Annotated in this window: 18 protein-coding genes and 4 tRNA genes; 7 read left to right on the top strand and 15 right to left on the bottom strand. The window is 33.6% G+C overall.

From position 1 onward, the window contains the following. Positions 1–106 precede the first annotated feature (106 nt). From M947_RS15200 to rd, 4 genes are all read left to right on the top strand, one after another. Positions 107–182, top strand: a tRNA-Lys gene (locus M947_RS15200). 212 nt (positions 183–394) lie between these two features. After that, a tRNA-Glu gene (locus tag M947_RS15195) sits at positions 395–469 on the top strand. Positions 470–818: 349 nt separating this feature from the next. Further along, positions 819–1,190 carry a hypothetical protein gene (locus M947_RS15190; RefSeq protein WP_021286911.1) on the top strand — a complete coding sequence of 124 codons (372 nt, stop codon included), beginning with the start codon at positions 819–821 and terminating at the stop codon, positions 1,188–1,190. A gap of 122 nt (positions 1,191–1,312) precedes the next feature. Then, the gene (rd, locus tag M947_RS23330; protein ID WP_021286910.1) at positions 1,313–1,474 is read left to right on the top strand and encodes a rubredoxin; all 162 of its coding nucleotides are present in this window, start codon (positions 1,313–1,315) and stop codon (positions 1,472–1,474) included. Positions 1,475–1,477: 3 nt separating this feature from the next. On the opposite strand, the gene M947_RS15185 is transcribed toward rd, so the two are convergent. The 3 genes from M947_RS15185 to groES all read right to left on the bottom strand — a co-directional run bounded on the left by M947_RS15185 (position 1,478) and on the right by groES (position 4,503). Next, positions 1,478–2,269: an energy transducer TonB gene (locus M947_RS15185; protein WP_021286909.1), complete on the bottom strand. Its 792-nt coding sequence runs from the start codon at positions 2,267–2,269 to the stop codon at positions 1,478–1,480. A 189-nt stretch (positions 2,270–2,458) separates the two neighbouring features. Then, positions 2,459–4,099, bottom strand: a complete 1,641-nt coding sequence (groL, locus tag M947_RS15180; protein WP_021286908.1) for a chaperonin GroEL — start codon at positions 4,097–4,099, stop codon at positions 2,459–2,461. A 143-nt stretch (positions 4,100–4,242) separates the two neighbouring features. Further along, positions 4,243–4,503 carry a co-chaperone GroES gene (gene groES / locus M947_RS15175; RefSeq protein ID WP_021286907.1) on the bottom strand — a complete coding sequence of 87 codons (261 nt, stop codon included), beginning with the start codon at positions 4,501–4,503 and terminating at the stop codon, positions 4,243–4,245. Positions 4,504–4,707: 204 nt separating this feature from the next. Between groES and M947_RS15170 the strand changes: the two genes are divergently transcribed. Then, positions 4,708–4,784 (top strand) — tRNA-Met (locus M947_RS15170). A gap of 222 nt (positions 4,785–5,006) precedes the next feature. Here M947_RS15170 and M947_RS15165 read toward each other — a convergent pair. The 12 genes from M947_RS15165 to M947_RS15110 form a co-directional block, all read right to left on the bottom strand. Further along, a tRNA-Arg gene (locus tag M947_RS15165) sits at positions 5,007–5,083 on the bottom strand. Positions 5,084–5,159: 76 nt separating this feature from the next. Continuing rightward, complete coding sequence (locus M947_RS15160) at positions 5,160–5,378, bottom strand: hypothetical protein (protein WP_021286906.1); 219 nt, start codon at positions 5,376–5,378, stop codon at positions 5,160–5,162. A gap of 6 nt (positions 5,379–5,384) precedes the next feature. Beyond that, a complete protein-coding gene (locus tag M947_RS15155) occupies positions 5,385–5,612 on the bottom strand; it encodes a hypothetical protein (protein WP_021286905.1) in 228 nt (75 codons plus the stop codon). 122 nt (positions 5,613–5,734) lie between these two features. Next, the gene (locus tag M947_RS15150; protein WP_021286904.1) at positions 5,735–6,238 is read right to left on the bottom strand and encodes a hypothetical protein; all 504 of its coding nucleotides are present in this window, start codon (positions 6,236–6,238) and stop codon (positions 5,735–5,737) included. Positions 6,239–6,343: 105 nt separating this feature from the next. Continuing rightward, positions 6,344–7,054 (bottom strand): SDR family NAD(P)-dependent oxidoreductase, encoded by a 711-nt coding sequence (locus M947_RS15145; protein ID WP_021286903.1) that lies wholly within the window; start codon positions 7,052–7,054, stop codon positions 6,344–6,346. A gap of 23 nt (positions 7,055–7,077) precedes the next feature. Beyond that, on the bottom strand, positions 7,078–8,601 hold the full coding sequence (locus M947_RS15140; protein WP_021286902.1) for a bifunctional GNAT family N-acetyltransferase/carbon-nitrogen hydrolase family protein: 1,524 nt from the start codon (positions 8,599–8,601) through the stop codon (positions 7,078–7,080). Positions 8,602–8,766: 165 nt separating this feature from the next. Then, entirely contained in the window at positions 8,767–9,405 is a 639-nt protein-coding gene (locus tag M947_RS15135) for an urease accessory protein UreH domain-containing protein (RefSeq protein ID WP_021286901.1), read from the bottom strand. 25 nt (positions 9,406–9,430) lie between these two features. Further along, on the bottom strand, positions 9,431–10,705 hold the full coding sequence (locus tag M947_RS15130; RefSeq protein ID WP_021286900.1) for a 2-hydroxyacyl-CoA dehydratase subunit D: 1,275 nt from the start codon (positions 10,703–10,705) through the stop codon (positions 9,431–9,433). After that, positions 10,692–11,696 (bottom strand): 4Fe-4S binding protein, encoded by a 1,005-nt coding sequence (locus M947_RS15125; protein WP_021286899.1) that lies wholly within the window; start codon positions 11,694–11,696, stop codon positions 10,692–10,694. Before M947_RS15125 ends, M947_RS15130 begins: the two co-directional genes overlap by 14 nt. Positions 11,697–11,721: 25 nt before the next feature. Beyond that, entirely contained in the window at positions 11,722–12,648 is a 927-nt protein-coding gene (locus tag M947_RS15120; protein WP_021286898.1) for a hypothetical protein, read from the bottom strand. A 2-nt stretch (positions 12,649–12,650) separates the two neighbouring features. Continuing rightward, positions 12,651–14,648, bottom strand: coding sequence for a TonB-dependent receptor (locus M947_RS15115; RefSeq protein WP_021286897.1), 1,998 nt, complete (start codon positions 14,646–14,648; stop codon positions 12,651–12,653). A 304-nt stretch (positions 14,649–14,952) separates the two neighbouring features. Then, positions 14,953–17,148: a TonB-dependent receptor gene (locus M947_RS15110; RefSeq protein WP_021286896.1), complete on the bottom strand. Its 2,196-nt coding sequence runs from the start codon at positions 17,146–17,148 to the stop codon at positions 14,953–14,955. 321 nt (positions 17,149–17,469) lie between these two features. Here M947_RS15110 and uvrB point away from each other — a divergent pair, with 321 nt between their 5' ends. After that, complete coding sequence (gene uvrB / locus M947_RS15105) at positions 17,470–19,452, top strand: excinuclease ABC subunit UvrB (RefSeq protein ID WP_021286895.1); 1,983 nt, start codon at positions 17,470–17,472, stop codon at positions 19,450–19,452. A 140-nt stretch (positions 19,453–19,592) separates the two neighbouring features. Then, complete coding sequence (locus M947_RS15100) at positions 19,593–20,153, top strand: DedA family protein (RefSeq protein WP_021286894.1); 561 nt, start codon at positions 19,593–19,595, stop codon at positions 20,151–20,153. Positions 20,154–20,211: the final 58 nt, after the last annotated feature.

The raw sequence follows: 20,211 nt of genomic DNA, 5'->3' as shown, positions 1-20,211 counted from the left end.
GTTATTGCAACTCTTTTAAAACTTTTAACAATTTCATAGCAATTGTCTTGACATAGAAAAACTATTTGCCTATAATTTCGGCTCACAAACAAATTGTTTGTATTTCGTCTTGTTAGCTCAGCTGGTAGAGCACGTCACTTTTAATGATGTGGCCGATGGTTCGAATCCATCACAGGACACCATTTTTTGATTATTTGCACCTCAGCTTTAAGCTCATGTACTTTAGTACACTTCGCTAAAAACTTCGGCACAACTAATTAAAAACAAATTATTTTGTACGCAAAACGAGCAAAAGCCCGTTTTTACTACGTTAACACTAGGTTTTACTCAGCGTAAAACTCATCGAAATAGTTCGATTTTGATAACAGCATACAAAACTTTACAAAACAAAAGTGGCCCCATCGTCTAGCGGTTAGGATCCATGGTTTTCATCCATGTTACAGGAGTTCAATTCTCCTTGGGGTCACCACTTATACTCCCCTATTTTAGGTACTTCCAAGACTTTCAAAAAGTAACTTTAAGAAAAATACAACAAATATATAACATTGTATACAACTTTTTTATCTCCCATTCAACAACTAAGTGCGGCAATCTAACTTGTCAATCTTTTACTCATTTCACTAAAAAATACTTCATACAAAATTTTATAGTTTAGTACTTTTCTAGGTCTATGATATTACTATTTGACATGCAATATGATTGCAATTTTCTTCAATCATAACAAACGGTTATACATTTCTTTTCATTAACTTTAACATGATAAACTTCTGAAATAACATAATCTTATTATGCTTATAAATTATCCAAAAGGAATAGATATGAAAAGTAAGTATACACTATTAACAGCAACACTTTTAATTGGAACCTTGCTCATGACAGGTTGTAGTTCACACAAAGCTAAAGCACCAGATAAAAAAACAACAAAAACTGTTAAAGAGAAGAAGGATTCAGTTATTTCTTCTAAAGAAGTCACAGATAAAAATAAAAGTTTGCTAAATAAGATTTCAGCAATAGAAGCCAAAATAGCCACTCTTGAGAAAAAGATTGCCCAAACTGCGTTAGGTGAAGATAGAGCTAAACTAGTTAAAAAGAGAGCTCAATTAGAACAAGAAATAGAAGAAATAAAAAAACAACAAATTAAAAATGCTAAAGCATTTCAAAAATCTCGACAGAACAATACAGTTAAATAAAGTAAAAACGGATGGCTTTATATGTTTTGGAATCGTCAACTTTCAAAACTTACAGCCTAAATTTTTAAAATCTGTATAAATTCAGTATAATAGTAAACCAACCCTAATTAAAGGAGATAGATATGAAAAAATATAAGTGTTCATTTTGTGGATATATTTATGATCCAAAAGTAGGTGATCCTAAGGGAGGGATAGCTCCCGGAACTTCTTTTGAAGATTTACCAGATGATTGGGTTTGTCCAAATTGTGGTTCAGCTAAAGAGTACTTCAAACCCTTAGAGTAAAATTTATCTCAAAGAGTAGTCGATGGGAACATTCAAAGTCAAATCTTCTTTTGGCTTTGGAAATTTTCCAGATAGATCTTCTATAGTCTTAATTGCCGAACGGCTTAGTATCTTACTCTTTGAAGATATAATTTCAATAGAGTGAACTTTTGCATCTTTAGAGAGTACAAACTTCACTATGACTTCTCCCTCTTCTTGCATCGCTCTTGCTCTTCTTGGATAGTAAAGATTATCTCTTAAGAGTTGTACTATTTTTGCAAGATGTTCTTGCATATACTCTCTCTCAAGTTTTGCTTTTTTATTCTCAATATCTTGAACTTTTTGCTCTTGTGTAGCCTTGGGTACTTCTTTTATGCTCTGTTTATCAGTTTTCTCAAAACTCTCTTCTATGACTTTTTTATCTTTTGCAATTTCTTGCTCTACTATAGGTTTTGGCATCACTACAGGAACTTCTTTAGCAATCTCTTTTTTAACAACTGGTTTTGGTATAGGTTTTGGTTCTGGCCTTTTAATAATTGGCTTAGGTTCTACTGTAGGTTTAGCTTTTGGAAGAACGGGTTTAGGTTCTAATATAGGTTCTAGTTTTTTAATGATAGATTTGGGTTTTGCTATAGGTTTTGGTTTTGGAAGGATTACAGGTTTTTGCACAACTACATTGCACAACTCTATACAAACTTTTTTCTCCGCTATCTCTTCTTTGGTCGAAACTACACTTTTATATGTAAAAACAACTAAAATTGCTATAAGAGTATGAAATGCTAAAGATAGAAAAAATGAGCTACTATGTCTAATCATAGTGCTGATAATATCAAATTATATGTTATATAAGAGTTAAATGAAGAGGGGAGACATCGAACTTTGATTCGAAAAGGGCAAAAGCAAAGAAATTTGCTTAAGAGGTCCTTCGCAGTTCGGTCCTTCGGACATCGAACTTTGATTCGAAAAGGGCAAAAGCAAAGAAATTTGCTTTTGCTAATCCTTTTCTCACATCATACCTGGCATTCCGCCCATTTGTGGAGGCATTCCTCCGCCCATGTCTGCATCACTCTCTTCTTTTATTTCATATATAGCCGCTTCTGTCGTTAGAAGTAAACTTGACACTGATGTTGCGTTTGTAAGAGCAACACGAGCTACTTTTAGTGGGTCTATGATTCCCGCTTCAAACATATCTACATACTCACCAGTTGCTGCATTAAAACCAATGTTTGGATTTTCGGCAATCTCTACCGCATTTACAACTACACCAGCATCATAACCTGCATTTTTAGCTATTTGTTTTATAGGAGCTTTTACAGCACGGAGAATAATCTCACAACCTATTAGTTGGTCACCCTCAAGATCATTAAGTTTAACTTTTGCAGCAGCACGTATAAGAGCAGCACCACCACCTATGATGATGCCCTCTTCTACTGCTGCTTTTGTAGCTGATAGCGCGTCATCTACTCTATCTTTTTTCTCTTTCATCTCAGTTTCAGTTGCAGCTCCAACCTTTATAACCGCTACACCGCCACTAAGTTTTGCAAGTCTCTCTTGAAGTTTCTCTTTGTCATACTCACTACTCGTAGCTTCAAGTTGAGTTTTTATCTCAGAGATTCTAGCGTCTACTGCTTCTTTAGTTCCTGCACCGTTTACTATAACTGTGTTGTCTTTATCAATAACTACGCGAGATGCTTCACCTAGCAAAGAGATATCAGTACCCTCTAAAGTGTGTCCTGTCTCTTGTGCTATAACAGTTCCATTGGTAAGAGTTGCGATATCTTGAAGCATCGCTTTTCTTCTGTCGCCAAAACCTGGAGCTTTAACAGCAGAGATATTTAAAACGCCACGAAGTTTGTTTACAACTAGAGTTGAAAGAGCCTCACCTTCGACATCTTCAGCGATAATAAGAAGTGGACGAGAAGTCTTTTGAACTTGTTCTAAAACTGGTAGAAGATCTTTTAGTGAAGATATTTTGCTATCGACTAGTAAAATCCAAGGATTTTCGATCTCAGCAGTCATTTTTTCAGTGTTTGTAATAAAGTAAGGACTTAAGTATCCACGGTCAAACTGCATACCCTCAACAACCTCTAACTCATCAGAAATTCCCTTAGCTTCTTCAACTGTAATAACACCATCTTGACCAACTCTCTCCATAGCCTCAGCTATCATATCGCCAATAGAAGTATCAGAGTTTGCAGAAATTGTAGCGACTTGAGCTATGTCTTGTTTGCCACTTATTGCTTTGCTTGATGTTTTTAGGTTTGCTAATATTGCCTCACAAGCCTTGTCCATCCCTCGTTTAACTTCAACTGGATTAGCCCCTGCTGTAATGTTTCTTAGCCCCTCACTAAAGATAGAGTTCGCTAAAACTGTAGCAGTAGTAGTTCCATCACCCGCTTCATCAGCAGTGTTAGATGCTACTTCTTTTACAAGTCCAGCACCCATATTTTCTAGTTTGTCTTTTAGTTCTATCTCACGCGCAACAGACACACCATCTTTTGTTATGATAGGAGAACCGTAACTTTTTTGGATCAGCACATTACGACCACGAGGTCCCATTGTAACTTTTACTGCATCTGTTAGTTTTTCAACACCACGAGCCAGTGCATTTCTAGCACTATCTGAAAAAATTATCTCTTTTGCCATGTTTATTAATTCCTTTTACTTTTATTTGATTTATATGCTAAAACAAACTAGTCCGTTTTAGCAGCAGGGAAAAATGTCCCTACAACCCCCTAAAGCTACGAAAATAAATTTTCGAGAATTAAAAGGTGTTTTACTTGTTTGATTTATCCAATGATTCCAAAAATATCTTCTGTATCTATCACTATATACTTCTGTGAATCTAGTGTAATCTCATTTCCTGAGAATTTACCAAATACAACAACGCTACCCACGCTAATATCGCTAACTTCTTTGCTAATGGCTACAACAGTTCCTTGTAATGGTTTTTCCGTCGCATTGTCTGGGATGATAATACCAGATGCTGTTGTATTTGATTCGTCTTGTCTTTTTACTAAGACCCTTTTGCCTAATGGTTGAAAGTTCATTAATTCTCCTTTTAAAGTTTATGATTTGAGATAGTAATATTACAAAAAAAAGGTAACAAAGTCAATAAGTTTAGTAACACAGACTAAACTTTACTTACAAAATGTTATAAATGTTATTTAGTCTATGCCATTACAAGCAATTCTTTTTCCACAAAAGCAAACTTAAAGTTTTCAAGTTATATAATTCCGACCTACAAAACGGATGTCAAGGTAGCTCAGCTGGTTAGAGCGCTGGTCTCATAAGCCGGAGGTCGGGAGTTCAAGTCTCCCTCTTGACACCATCCAAACCCTCTAAATGCAAACTTTCTAATTTGATTGAAATCTTCTTTTTTTAAAGTGTCACTAAAAAGATTATTGCAACTATCCTCAGTTAACCTTTAATCCACGTTTATAAAAATTTGCATTAGATATTAGAATGGGCGTAGTGATACTTCTATTAATTCAAGTATAGATAGTTTTTTTGAAAAAGTCTTTGAAAATTCGTTGTTGAGGAAGTTTAAGTATGGTGCGCCCGACATGATTCGAACATGTGACCGCTGGTACCGCAAACCAGTGCTCTATCCAGCTGAGCTACGAGCGCACACCATCTCTGTTTAAAGAGGATGAAATTATATCTACCTTAACTTATACTATTATAAAATAGCAACTATTTAAAGTTAGAGCTTAGTTTTACTCAGTAAATCTTCTATTTTTTTCTCTTGTAAGTAGAGCTCATGCGTTCTTCTCACATAAGCCTGAAGTAGTTTTTTTAAGTCATTGTTTCCATCTTTGTTAAAGTCGTTTGCCATATTTTTTTCTAAAAAAGGAGCAAAACTATCCTCTACATCAACATCAAAACGGCGACCTCCTATAAGTAACCCTATTTTTTTACTCATACAACCCTACTCTAAGATGCTTTCTATTTTTTCAACTATCTCTTCTATCTCCAAATCTTTCATCAGGTTTGCTTCTACCAATTTTTCTATCTCTGCATCTTTAGCTTGATTTTCGGCTCTAAGCGTTATGAGATCTGTACGAAAAGTTTTATTTTCTTCTTTTAAAGAGTTATAGCTTTGTAATATTTGGGATATTTTATCATTTAGTTTGTCTAAGTTTGTCTGATTTTGCATAAAGATTCCTATATATTTTATATCTATATAATTCTATCACAAAAATTATAATCTTTACTTCACTCTTTTAAACAATAGGCTTGGATTTTAAAAACTTCGCTAAAGGGGCATAATATAGAAGCTTATTTAGCTTCTATGACTTTTTTTAACTCATCCTCTGAGTCAATAGTTTTAATTTTTGTAATTAAACCATCATCGATATAGACAACAACAATTTGCTCATTATTTATCTCTGCTCTGTAAGGTGCTGCCTTTTTTTTATCGTCAAGCAATAAAACAGTGTGCTTAAAATCCTTGAGCCCAGGTAGTATAAACATACTTCTAATTAGTGATGGGGCTGCGCTTACATCTGCAACAAACTGTGTATGATTTTGGCTTAAATATGTAGGGGACTGCGTTACAAAAAAATCATTACAAGTATGTGCGACATCTTTTGAAAATGCAAATATCACTTTTTTTGTAGATGCTTCTATTTTATGTACTTTTTCAAACTGATCGCTTAGAGCCACATCTGATAGACTCTTTCCAACAACTAACTTTGGTTCGATTGCCTGTTCTGGTGCGGCTGTTGAACTACATCCAATAAAAAATATTGATACAAATAATCCAACTATTATTTTTTTCATGACTCACTCCGATTTATTTTTTGACATACTACAGTATCTTAATTTTAAATTATGATGCTATTAAAATCTAATTATAATTCTTGATATTTTTTAAAGAACTTTTTCCTATCTTTGAATACTCATAGCAAACTCTTCTATAAGTTTTTTAGGCTCATCTTCAAGTCTTTTTTTAACCATCTGTGCAAATACATCAGGATATATCTCATATACTTTGTTTTTCATTGACTCTAACGTTACATCTACTATATCTTGCGGACTTGTTTTTGGCATCGGTGAACCCTCTGTCATCCTAGTCTCAATCGGCCCAGGGAGCACCTCATAAACCTCACCACCAAAGAGTCCAAACTCAGCTCTAAGTGCTTGTGTAAATGAGTGTAGTGCACTTTTAGAAACGCAATAGTTTGCCATTATGGGGAGGTTGATTATAGCCAATACCGAAGTGACATTTACAACTGTTCCTTTTGAGCTTTTTAGTTTTTCAAAAAGTGCTTTTGTTAGGTTGCTAGTTCCCTTTAGATTCACTTCTATGTCCATAAAACTATCATCAAATAGTTTAGTGTTTGAATTAACTCCAGCATTATTTATAAGCACATCAAGCTTGTCTATCTTTGTTACTGCTTTATCTATAGACTCTTTTGATGCAATATCTAACTCTATTACTTCTATTGTCTCACTCAAATCTTTGATGTTTTGTAAACTCTTAATATCTCTAGCAGTACAATATATCTTACTTGGATTTAACTCCAAAATCTTCTCTACAAAAACACTTCCTAAACCGCCGTTTGCGCCTGTTACCAATACAACTTTATTTTCCATTTTTTTTTCCTTTATTTTAAATTTTAATATTTTTTAGTCACTTCATAGATATCCTTTCTTCTATCATTTAAGTTTCTTACACTTCCAAACTTATTTAGCTCTGTAAGCAGGTCTATATCAACATCGGCTATAAGCACCATCTCGCTATTTGCGATAGCTTCTGCTTTGATGCCATTAGTAGCAAATGCAAAGTCACATGGTGTAAATACTGCTGATTGAGCAAATTGCATATCCATATTGTGCACATTTGGTAAGTTTCCAACACTTCCCCCAAGAGCTACATAACACTCATTTTCAATAGCACGAGCTTGTGAGCATAATCTTACACGAGAGTATCCATTTTGAGTATCTGTTAAAAATGGTATAAAAAGAATATCCATTCCCTCTTCTGCAAGCAGACGGCTAAGTTCTGGAAACTCAGCATCATAACAGATAAGTATCCCAATCTTTCCACAGTCAGTGTCAAAAGTCTTAAGATTACTTCCACCTTGCATGCCCCAGATTCTTTCCTCATCTGGGGTTACATGGATTTTTTCATATCTCTCTATACTACCATCTCTTCTACACAGATATCCAACATTATAAAGATCTCCATCTTTCATCTCCGGCATGCTTCCTGTAATGATGTTGATATTGTAAGATATAGAGAGTTCAGAAAATCTTTTAACTATAGTTTGTGTATGTTTTGCCAACTCTCTTATGGCATCAGGCTCTGACATATGATTGTTCTCCGCCATCAGCGGAGCGTTGAAAAACTCTGGGAAAAGAGCAAAGTCACAGCGATATCCTGAGACTGTATCTAAAAAATACTCCGCTTGTTGCATCAGCTCGTCCAAGTTTGAGTAAGGTCTCATCTGCCACTGTACCAAACCTAAACGAACTATCTTCTTTTTTGTTGTAGCTTTTTTATTTGGGCGTTCATAGTAGATATTATCCCACTCAAGCAGTACCGCAAACTCTCCAGAGTCTAAATCTCCCTCTAAGTATCCTTTTAGGATTTTAGATGGATGAAAATCATTGGAGATTTGAAAGTTTAGTACAGGATCATCAATCTCTTTTCTTTTTACTTTTTCTATATACTCTTTTGGTGATATCTCATCCACGTACTTATGATAGTTTGGGATTCTTCCACCAAATGCTATGCCTTTTAGATTTAGTTTTTCACAAAGTTCTTTTCTATAATCATACAAACGACGCCCTAAGCGAAGCCCTCTAAATTCCGGTTTTACAAAAACATCGATGCCATATAAAATATCTCCATCATCATTATGCGTACTAAAAGTGTACTCTCCTGTGATTTGGCTATATGTATGATGGTCTGAAAACTTATCATAATCAACTATGATGCTAAGTGCACAAGCAGCTATCTCATTATTTACTTTAATAACGATCTGACCATCAGGAAACTTCTCAGTTAAAGTTTTTATCTGACTCTTTGTCCAATATGAATCTGGCAAGTTAGGATAAGACATTACCATCGCTTCTTGCAATTCTTTAACATCCTCTAGTTTTAAATACTCTAGTTCAATATTTTCAATCTCTTGCATTTTTGGTTTAAACCTCAAATCTTTATTTTAGTGATTATACAATCATTGGAGGAAAATTATATGACTTTTTGAAAACTAACTCTTAGTAGCACATTTTATATAGTTACCTCTTTTAAAACATAATTTTATAAATACCACTAATCAGGAGAACTAGTTATAAAATATTTACAGTTTCAAATGTTGATAGTAAACTAAAAATCCTATAATAATTAATAATAATGAGGCAAAAATTTCTATATGCTTTTTATATTTTGCTAATTGCACAGCAATACTTGAACTTATTTTAAAGATAAATAGGTAAAAAAATAAAAATGGTATTAAAACTACACCCAAACCAAAAGAAATCCCATACAGTAGCGAAGTGTTAAAATTAGTAGTTATAGAGCTTAGTAGCACAAGAGACATCAAAGGAGCACAAAAACTAAAAGAGCTAAAAAATCCGATTCCTAGATATCCTAAAGTAGATATCTTTGAATTTGTGCAACCTTTTATACAGGATTTTTTAGCTCTTAGGGCTGTGAAAAAAAGCCAACTACCAAGCAAAATAATAAAAGCACCTAATATTTGTGAAAAAAAAGAATTTTCAATCATAGATTTGACTAAACCAGCTCCAAAAAAGGCTAAAACTGCTATGAGAGTATAAGCAACTACTTTAGCTCCAAAAAACTGAACTAAAATTTTCATAGTTCTTGATCTATCTTCTCCATTAGCTAGTAAAATAGGACTCATTACAGGCATACAACTAATAGCGCAAGCAGTTGCGCCTAGCTGTAGACCCATAAAAAATATAGAAATAAACATCATCTATTATACTCGTAAATATATAATTTCATTTTTTCCTTCTTCGTCTATTCTTTATTGATTCTACAAAAGCTTCAATCCTTGTGCTCAACTGTCCTTGTTGAGAAGGACTATAATCACTCTCAATATACAAAATAGCAATACCTGCCTTTTCCATAGCTTCAAGCACACTTCTTTGTTCCATCTCATATACTGTACATCCTGCGAATGCTTGATATATAACAGCATCAGCCTTATAATTTTTTACAAGATCAATAATTCTTCTTATACGATCATCATTAGTTGTAAAAATTGGACAGGTACACGCTTTTAGATACTTATCTGAAATGGAATCTATCATATCATATAAATTCCACTCATCAACAGCTACCATATCATTAAACATTCTGTTTGAACTACAAGTTTCATCAGCTACAATCAAAGCGTCCGATTGTTCTATAATAAGAGGTATCTTATAGTTTGGAAAGATAGGTGGTGAGCCTGTAAAAACAATTCTTGGACTTCTTTTTCCAGCAACAGTTATTTTTTTATCTACTCTTATTTTCATCTCTTTGAGTAAAATTTCCATAGCTTCAGTCCAGCTATCTATCTTATCGAAGAAAAAAGCGTTTGTTATCAAGAACATATCTAACCCTAAAATAGGGAGAATTTCTTCTTTTCTATATTCTGACAATTTATGATAAAGTGATTGTGCATATCCTATCTTTTTTATTGAAGCTTCTAAATTTGATTTTGTAAGTTTTTTGTTTTTAAACTTTGATAATTCAACTGCAAATTGTTTTATACTTTTTCTCCAGTATTCACGACTTCCTTCGCTCTCTTTTGTACGAGGAAAGTCAACATCAATGACCTTAAATCCATAATTTCTTATGATAGTCCCAGCTTTTGTTTTTTGATCACAAGTAGTAGGAGAAAATACAATATCAGGCTTATCAATAAAATTGTTTGATGCAAAGTGTCCAACAGTAGCTTTTACTAATGGACAAGCCTTTTGCGGTAATAAATCGCTTCCTATTTCATCATCTGTGTAAAATCCATTGCATAGTCTTATAGGAACTCCATCTAGAGCATAAATAATTTCAGAGGGTATCTGTATACACATAGTTCCTACTTTTGTTTTGTCATTATGGAGTGATTCATTTTTACAGTAAACTCTTTCAAATAAATCATAAAAATAGTTCATACTTTCAATTGGGGATTTAAAATCATCTTTAATACTATTTATAACTTTTATTGCCTCCATAGCTTTATGTCTGTTTTGTTTCTCTTTTGGTGTTTCAATTGTGCGCTCAATGTTGCTCATTTAATTCCCTTTTTTTATCCATAGCCATCCTAATTATAAATCCTTCTTTTGTTGATTCAAAAATAGTTTTTCCAACAAAATTTGCTTCTAAACAACCCTCTTCTGGACAAGCTGCAACACATTTTAAACACAATGTACAATCTTCGGTTACAAGATTTTTACTTGTAACATCATCAGCTATTTCTAAAATATCCATATCACATGCTCTATAACAATCACCGCATTTTGTACATTTGCTGCCATCTTTGTAAAGCTTTAAAAGTGCTGGTTTTGAAAAAGTATACTGCAACGCGGCCATAGGACAAAAATAACAAAAAAATCTTTTTTTTATAAAAGACCCAACTAAAAATAGACCAACGATAATCATTCCCAAAGTAGTCATTACAATCTCTGTTTTAGAGGAAAAGTCAATATAAAATTGACCAAAATCACCTGTAAAAGCAGGTATCAACATCCTTCCCGGACAAATATCACAAAAGGGCATTGATAGTCCATTTGGAAGTGTTGGAAGTCCAAAAACAGAATTTGAAATCATGACAGGAATTATCAAAAGTAAAATCAATAAAATCCACTTAATCGATTTTATCTTTGCTCTGCTAGACCAGTCATACTGTGAAAATCTTATTTTTAACTTTTTTCTAAAAGCTGTAATCCAGTCCTGCATTGTACCAAGCGGACATACAAAACCACACCAAGCCTTATTTAAAAGCCAAAACCAAACTATAAACATTCCTAATGAAATTGAAAAAGCATATCCGGCAAATCCTAAAAAAGTTTCCCAATGGTGATTTAAATCATGCTGAAGCATCCCAAGATAACATTTTCCGCCTGTTCCATCTGAGTTATACACACATGCAAATGTAGGCAATTTATCACCCAAATCAAACCCAATATATCCACCATAAACAATCAATAAAAATGCAACTATTTGAAACCAAAAACGAAATCTTACAAGATTCATATTATTGATTTTCTTTTTTAAATTTGACACCAATACTCCTTAAAATATAACTTCTCTATTTTTCATCAAACCATATGTCTTTTGGTTCTTTTTTCTTTTTTCGTCTGTAGTAATAGATGCCTAATGAAAAAACAAGCATTACACCGACAACTACATAAAAACCAGAAAGTTGAGAAGAGTATTCAAGAGGTGAAGTGTGAAAATCAAATGGCAGAGTCATTGTATAAACTCTCTTTTTATACTCTTTGCCATTATAAATTCCACTTATATTTTCTTCATAACTAGCTTCCACTAGTAAAGACTCTTTATATCTTTTATTGGTTTTTATATCAGCATAAGTATTTCTTGGTATTTCAAAAGAGACAATTCCATCACTATCTGGATTTATCTTGTTTGTCCAACCTTTTTGAGTATAGACTCTTAAAGGTATATCTTTTTTTATATTACTCTTAAAATAGATCTTAAATGGCAAGATATCACCAGAGTATAAACAGCAGTTAATGTGATGCTTTCTTATAGGTTTTTGTAAGATTACTTCAAATGGTATTTCAGATAACGGCTCTTTTGCATAGTGAGTACCAACCGTTTTACCACGCACCTCTTTTACAAGTGCATCTTTTAAGTCACCATAAACATTATATATGCGTATGCTAGATAACTCTATATTTAAAACTTCATCTTCTAAATATAGATTTTTAAAAAAAATATGATAGCTTCCTTTGTATGGCACATCAAAAGGTATTTTTCCATTTATAACATTTGTCCTTGTTACACTATTATCCATGTCCCGTATAAAGATTTCTGAGTCATTAAAACTCTCTATTTGCTTACCATTAGGATAATTACCTTTTTTTATTAACAGCTCTTTTTCATTTGTTTCTTTATTTTTATATTGATAAATCCATGTTGAAGCGTTTAGTACTATGGGCAAAAATAGAGACACTATAAGGATAGCTCTTTTTAAATTTATTATAAGATTCATCGTTAAAAACTTATTTTAAGAGTTGCCATTACAACTCTTCCTGGGGAGTTATGATATTCTATATACCCTCTATCAAACAAATCATCTACACTTACTTCAAGTTGGCTATTTTTAGTTATGCTTCTTGATAACTTTAAATCAAACAGAGTGTAACTCTCATATGCACTAGATTCTGTATTTGCATCATCACTATAACGTTTTCCCACATATCTTCCACTAGCAATTATATTAATAATTTTTGGGTTCATATACTCAATAGAAACTGAAGCTTTATTTTTTGGAACATATGTTAAGTATTTGCCCTCTAGTGCACTGTTAGCCTCAAATTTTTTGATTTTTGATTCATTGTATGTGTAGTTAGCCATTGCTTTTAACGCATCTGTAAAAGTATAATCAACTTCAAGCTCCACCCCTTGAATCTCTACTTCACCCACATTGGTTTTCTCTTTATAATTTGTACTTGAGGGATCAAGCGGGTCTATAGAATATATAAAATCCTCAGCATCACTTCTATACGCTGTAATATGAATATTGCCATTTACAATTTTTTGATCTACTCCAATTTCATAAGAGATCACGGTCTCCGGATCTAAATTTGGATTTCCTGCATACACATTCGAATAATATACCCAATTACTATAGAGGTCACTTACAGTTGGTGCTCTAAATGCTTTACCTATAGAGGCTCTTAAAGATGTTGATTTAGTTGCATGATAAACTGCTCCAATTTTAGGACTAAAAGCATTAAATGTTTTCTCCTTATAATTTGTATCAATGCTATTGACTTCATCATGCATTTCACCGCTATGATTTTTATAGTAATCTATTCTTGCACCAATGTTTAAAATAAATTGTTTATTTACAAACCATTCATCTTGCGCAAATATTCCATAATAGTCTTGACTTCCTTTTTTAAATATAGTATCACCTGTAGCGTAAATATCTTTTTTTTCTGCATAACTATTTTTCATATCAACCCCAGCCGTTATAATATGATCTTCTATTGGAATGGTATATTGGGCAGTTGCACCATAATCATCGTTTTTACCTTCATCTTTATATTGCAATTCTGTTTGATAAGTCGCATTATATTTTAATGAGTCATACGAATTCTCACCGGGTTTACTGTAGATAGTAATTTTCATATCTGATAAATTGTCAAAAAATTTTGCATAAGTTGCTTGAAGTGTATGCATTGTCTTTTCGTATGGATTATAGCCACTAGGCACATCTAAGCCACCCACATCTTGATTATGATAATAAATATAAGAAGCTGTGATATCTGAAGTGTCGTCAATGTCATATGTAAACTTTATATTTGCATTCTCTCTCTCAACACCTCTTTTGATAGTATTTTCTTTCTGATTAGCAGCTACATCAGTTATATATCCATCACTTTCTGCTATTTGACCAGATAAAAAATAACCAAATTTACCAACCTTTCCAGTAGTAGAGATTGAACCTATCTTAGTATTCATGCTTGCATAACTAAGAGCAATATCAGTTTTTTGTTCTTTGGGTTTTTTAGTAATAATATTAATGACACCACCCATTGCATTTGAACCATACAGTGAAGAACCGGAACCTTTAACCACTTCTATTCTTTTTATTGAACTCATTGGAATCTGATTCCAATCTACAGCGCCCGTATATGGATCATTCATAGGAACGCCATCTATTAACACTAAAGAGCGAGCATCGCTTCCCCCAAAGCCTCTCATATATACCTTATTGCTTGTATCAACAGACATTAATCCCATGCTGTTTCGTATATTTAAACCGGCAATATTTTTTAAACTTTCATTCGCACTTAAAGCAACTGAGTTTTCAATATCTTGTTCTGTAATGATATTAATACTCGCCGGCACATCAGAAACTTTTCTCTCTGTTTTTGTAGCTGTAACAGAGACTTCACCCAAATCTGTTGAATCAGCATTTGCTACATTTAAAAATATTGCAACAGCAATCAAAGATAAACTTATACCATTTACTTTTGTCATTTTTCATCTCCACGGTTTATATAATATATAGCACCAATGTTGATTAACTAAAATAATGATAAAATCATCTTGGTGCTTGTCGCCATTCCTTGCCTTGTAGTCGCCAAACTAAAATCATGGCAAGGAATTTAGAAGTTTAAAGTATAGCAACAAAGTGTTAATTTTATATTAAGTTTAATTCCAATAATTAAGTGTATTTATAAATCTTTACTAAAGAAAATGTATATTCATACATTTTTAATTATAGGTTGATTTACAAAATTAATTGCGTTGTTTCAAAAGCTTTAGATGCTTCATTCTTTTTTTAAAATTTAAATGACAATTCACCATAAACAGTTCTTCCCGGAGTCATATCAGACTGAAAGTATTCTTTATCAAATAAATTATTTATAGAAAGTGATGCACTTAAATAATCTTGTATTTTATATCCTATCTTTGCATTGACAATAAAGTATGATTCATAAGCGCCATAGACGTCTTTTATAACATCTGTATTATCATCTGTTGTATACATATCATCTACATATGAACCTATGATTGAACCATTCCATAAAGCAGTATTTCCACTTACCCCTATATTGAACTGTTTTTCAGGTACATAAGTCAACTGTTTCCCGACACTTGCCGGTTTAGAATCGTTCTCTATCATTTCTGTCTTGTTATATGTGTAGTTAGCAAACATATTTATGCTCTCTGTGATTGCCTGTTTAACTTCAATCTCAAGTCCTTTTATCTCTGCTTTACCAGCATTTCGTTTTTCACTTAATGTAGTACTCACATCTGTTGAATACATCATGTCATATAAAACATTTTCATAATATGTTGCTTTTAGTTGAGTTTTAGTACTAAATTTTTGCTCAAAACCTACCTCCCAAGATGTTACTGTCTCCGGTTTTAAGTTTGGGCTTGATTGATATACTTTTCCAGAAGAAGATATCCATGTCGAATACATATCACTTAAAGATGGTGCTCGAAAAGCCTTCCCCCAAGAAGTCCTTAGCGTCGTGCTTTTTGTAGGCAAATAGACTAATGATACTTTAGGACTAAAATATGAATCATGTCTTTTTTCGTAAGTTGTGTAATTATCATTTATATAGTCTTTAAAATCACCTTCTGTCTCCCAATAATCGTATCTTCCGCCAATATAAGCTATCAAATTTTTTGTTATATCTATCGTGTCTTGTATAAAGAACGCTTTTGTGATACTCTCTCCATTATTCTCTCTTTGCAAAGTTGTTTTGCTATCATAATCTCTCCAATTCGTTAACGTATTGATATCTTTTTGCAACTCATTTCTAGTTATATCTATCCCTGTAGTTATATAATTATAATCACCCAATTGAAAATTCAACTGCGCAGATGCAAATGTTTTTTGACTCGGTATATCAGTAAATTTTCCAGGACCACCCTCAGAAACAGCTCCTGTTGTTTGAGAGACATACCAATAGTCATTTTTAATATAACTTGCCTTAGCCTCTAAATCCATAGTATCATTAAATGTATTCGTATAATTTATTGTGAATTTATCAGATGTTTCACCGTTTGGACCGAATAAAAAATCTTTTTCTGAAAGTGTTGCTTTATTTGCTACGTCAAGTTGCACACTTCCAGAGTAAATGGGATTGCCAGAACTATCAGTTAAGTAGGTATTGAAACTATTATATTCTGTTTCATCTTCATGATGATTATAATCAAATATTATTTTTGAATTATTATTAATATCATAAAATATTTTTACTCCAATATTGTCTTGTTTCCAAGATTTTTCACCTTTATCTCCCACAATATACTTAGCATTTCCTTTATAGTCAGTAGTTAATTGCTGCCCAGTCACATCAACTCCACCTATGCCACTACTTGGTGTCTTGATAACAAGGTTACTTATGTATCCATCACTTTCTTTATGTCCGTAATTAACACTAATGCCTAAAGAATCAAAAAATTTATCTTTATATGATAATTCTAGGTTTTTATAATTATTACTTCCGTACCCTGTTTTTATGTTGAATTCTTGTTTCGTCGGTTCTTTTCGTATGATATTGATAACGCCGCTCATTGCATTTCCACCGTATAATGATGAAAAAGGTCCCTTAACAACTTCAATCTTTTCTATATCTTCTACGGCTATACTAGACCAGTTTACTCCAGAAGAAAAGGCGTTGTTTATTGATACACCATCGACTAATACAGCAGTTCTACTATATTGAGGAATACCTCTTAGTGTAACTACATTACTCCAACTATTTGGGGTATGATCCGCATCTGATCTAACATATACACCTGCTACATCCTTTAGTGCTTCATCTGCTCGTTGCACCTGCTTATTTTCTATCTCTTTTGAAGTTATTATTTCAATACTCGCTGGTGATTCAGATGTCGTAACTGCTGTTTTTGTCGCCGTTACGGAAACATCTCCTAAATCTATTGAATCTGCATTTGCTACATTTAAAAATGCTGTAGTAACAATCAAAGATAAACTTATACCATTTACTTTTGTCATATTTTTCTCCTAATTTATGTTTTGATAAAACAACACCAAAATATAATTTACGATTAAATTAATGAAAGTAACAATAAAACAATATTGGTGCTTGTCGTAACATTCCCTTTCTTGTAGTCGCCAAACTAAAATCATGACAAGGAATTTTGAAGTATAAAGTGTAGCAGTGGAGTATTAATTTTATGTTAAGTTTAATTATATTTTTTAAGATAATTAGTTAATTTTTATCAAAGTATTTAACTTTCACATATAGACTAATGATAATGGCTATATAACATCCAAATTCCTTACTATTATCTCCATTTAGCTATAATCCCATCAATGAAAAAAGAAGCAAATTTTAAAGTCGTATCTCCTTATCAGCCAGCTGGTGATCAGCCAAAAGCTATAGAAGTTTTAAGTAAGTCCATACTAGATGGAAACCGCTACCAAACCCTTGAGGGTGTGACTGGGAGCGGTAAGACTCATACTATGGCGCGTATTATAGAAAACGTGAAAATGCCAACTCTCATCATGACTCATAACAAAACTCTCGCAGCTCAGCTCTATAGTGAGTTTAGAGAGTTTTTTCCAAACAACCATGTGGAGTATTTTGTATCTTACTATGACTACTATCAGCCAGAGGCTTATATCCCAAGGCAAGATCTTTTTATAGAAAAAGATAGTGCTATAAATGATGAGCTTGAGCGTCTAAGACTCTCCTCTACTGCAAATCTTCTCTCTTATGATGATGTCATAGTCATCGCATCAGTCTCTGCAAACTATGGTTTGGGAGACCCAGAGGAGTATCTAAATATGGTTCAATCTCTAGAAGTTGGAGATGAGATAGCTCAAAAAAAGCTTCTTCTTCGTCTCGTTGAGATGGGTTACAGCAGAAACGATAGTTATTTTGATAGCGGTCACATCAGAGTAAATGGCGAGACTATGGATGTTTACCCTCCATACTTTGAGCAAGAAGCTCTGCGTATAGAGTTTTTTGGCGATGAGATAGAGGCTATGTACACTATCGATGTTATAGATAACAAAAAATTAGAGGAGCATAAAAGGTTTACTATCTACGCAACTTCACAGTTTAGTGTCTCTCAAGAGAAGATGGCGGTAGCGATAAAACGTATAGAAGAAGAGTTAGATGATAGGCTTGCATTTTTTCAAAAAGAGGGAAAAGTAGTAGAATACCAAAGGCTAAAACAGAGAGTGGAGTTTGACCTTGAAATGCTACAAACTACAGGAATGTGTAAGGGCGTTGAGAACTACTCAAGACTTCTTACAAACAAAAAACCCGGAGAAGCTCCCTTTACTCTGCTTGACTACTTCGCGGTAAATCACAAAGACTATCTTGTCATTGTAGACGAGTCTCACGTTTCGCTTCCACAGTATCGTGGAATGTACGCAGGAGACAGAGCTAGAAAAGAGGTTTTAGTAGAGCATGGTTTTCGTCTTCCATCAGCGCTAGACAATCGTCCCCTAAAAGCGGATGAGTACATTGTTAAAGCCCCCTTTTACCTCTTTGTATCAGCCACTCCTTCTGAGTATGAGCTCGAACTCTCTAGTGTAAAAGCTGAGCAAATTATCCGCCCTACAGGCTTGCTAGACCCTATCTTAGAGATAAAACCATCTGATAACCAAGTAGAAGACATTCATGATGAGATAAAAAAGATAACTGCAAAAAATGAGAGAGTACTTATAACGGTTTTAACAAAAAAAATGGCAGAAGCACTAACGAAATACTTAGCAGATTTGGGCATCAAAGTTCAGTATATGCACTCAGATATAGACACCATAGAGAGAAACCAAATTATTCGCTCGCTCAGGCTTGGCGAATTTGATGTGCTCATCGGCATCAACCTGCTTCGTGAGGGATTAGACTTACCAGAAGTCTCTCTTGTGGCAATCTTAGATGCGGACAAAGAGGGCTTTTTAAGAAGTGAAACTGCACTTGTTCAAACTATTGGTCGGGGGGCTAGGAACTCAAATGGTAAAGTTATCTTATACGCAAACAAGATAACGGGCTCGATGCAAAGAGCAATTGACAAAACTAATGCAAGACGAGAGATACAAGAAGCACACAATAAAAAACATGGAATCGTCCCAACTACAACCATAAGAAAACTAGATGCTAACCTAAAACTTGAAGATCATGGTGGTATTTACCAAAAGCACAAAAAAATGGATAAAATTCCAGCAGCAGAAAGAAAAGTCATAGTAAAAGAGTTATCTCTAAAGATGAAACAAGCTGCAAAAGAGTTAAACTTTGAAGAAGCAGCAAGACTTCGTGATGAAATCACTAAAATAAAACAACTTTAAACAAAGAGGCACAAGTGACGAGGGCTTCCTGCCGAAGGAAACTCAGCGTTAGCGTAGGTAGCGGGATTATTCCCGATACCGTGACAAAATAGAATAAAGGTTTCCTTTATTTTATGAAATAAAATCAAGGAATATTAAACTTGGAAGATACATTTAGCAACTTAGCCACATACGGATACATAGGACTTTTTCTCTACTCACTAGGTGGTGGCTTTGTAGCGATTATTGGGGCAGGCGTTCTCTCTTTTTTAGGTGAGATGGATCTCTCTTTGTCTATTTTGATAGCTTTTGTTGCAAACTCTCTAGGAGACTTTTTACTTTTTTATATGGCTCGCTATCAAAAAAGCATGATGATGGATGGACTTAGAAAACATAGAAGAAAGTTAGCTCTAGCTCATGTTTTAATGAAAAAATACGGTTCTTCGATTATATTTTTGCAAAAGTTTGTTTATGGCATAAAGACGCTCATTCCTATTGCTATTGGTCTAACAAAGTATGAGTTTAGGAAATTTGCAATTTTAAATGTTCTTAGTGCTGCAGTTTGGGCCTTAGCATTTGGACTTGGCAGCTACTACTCTGGAAGTGTTTTAGTAAAAGTGGCTTCATTTATTGGCGAAAAACCTTGGATAGCACCTATTATTTTAGTGGTTTTTGGAGGTTCTTTGTGGCTCTATATGGAAAAAGCCACAAAGCGTAAGTAATAGCTTCTTTAGAAAATGAAAGAATTGAGTTTCTTTAGAAAACGAGAGACTGTGAAAT

Origin of the sequence: Sulfurimonas hongkongensis (assembly GCF_000445475.1) — a bacterium.
GTDB lineage: Bacteria > Campylobacterota > Campylobacteria > Campylobacterales > Sulfurimonadaceae > Sulfurimonas > Sulfurimonas hongkongensis.
The sequence above is the reverse complement of the archived record's forward strand: the minus strand, read 5'-3'. Positions and strand labels throughout refer to the sequence as shown.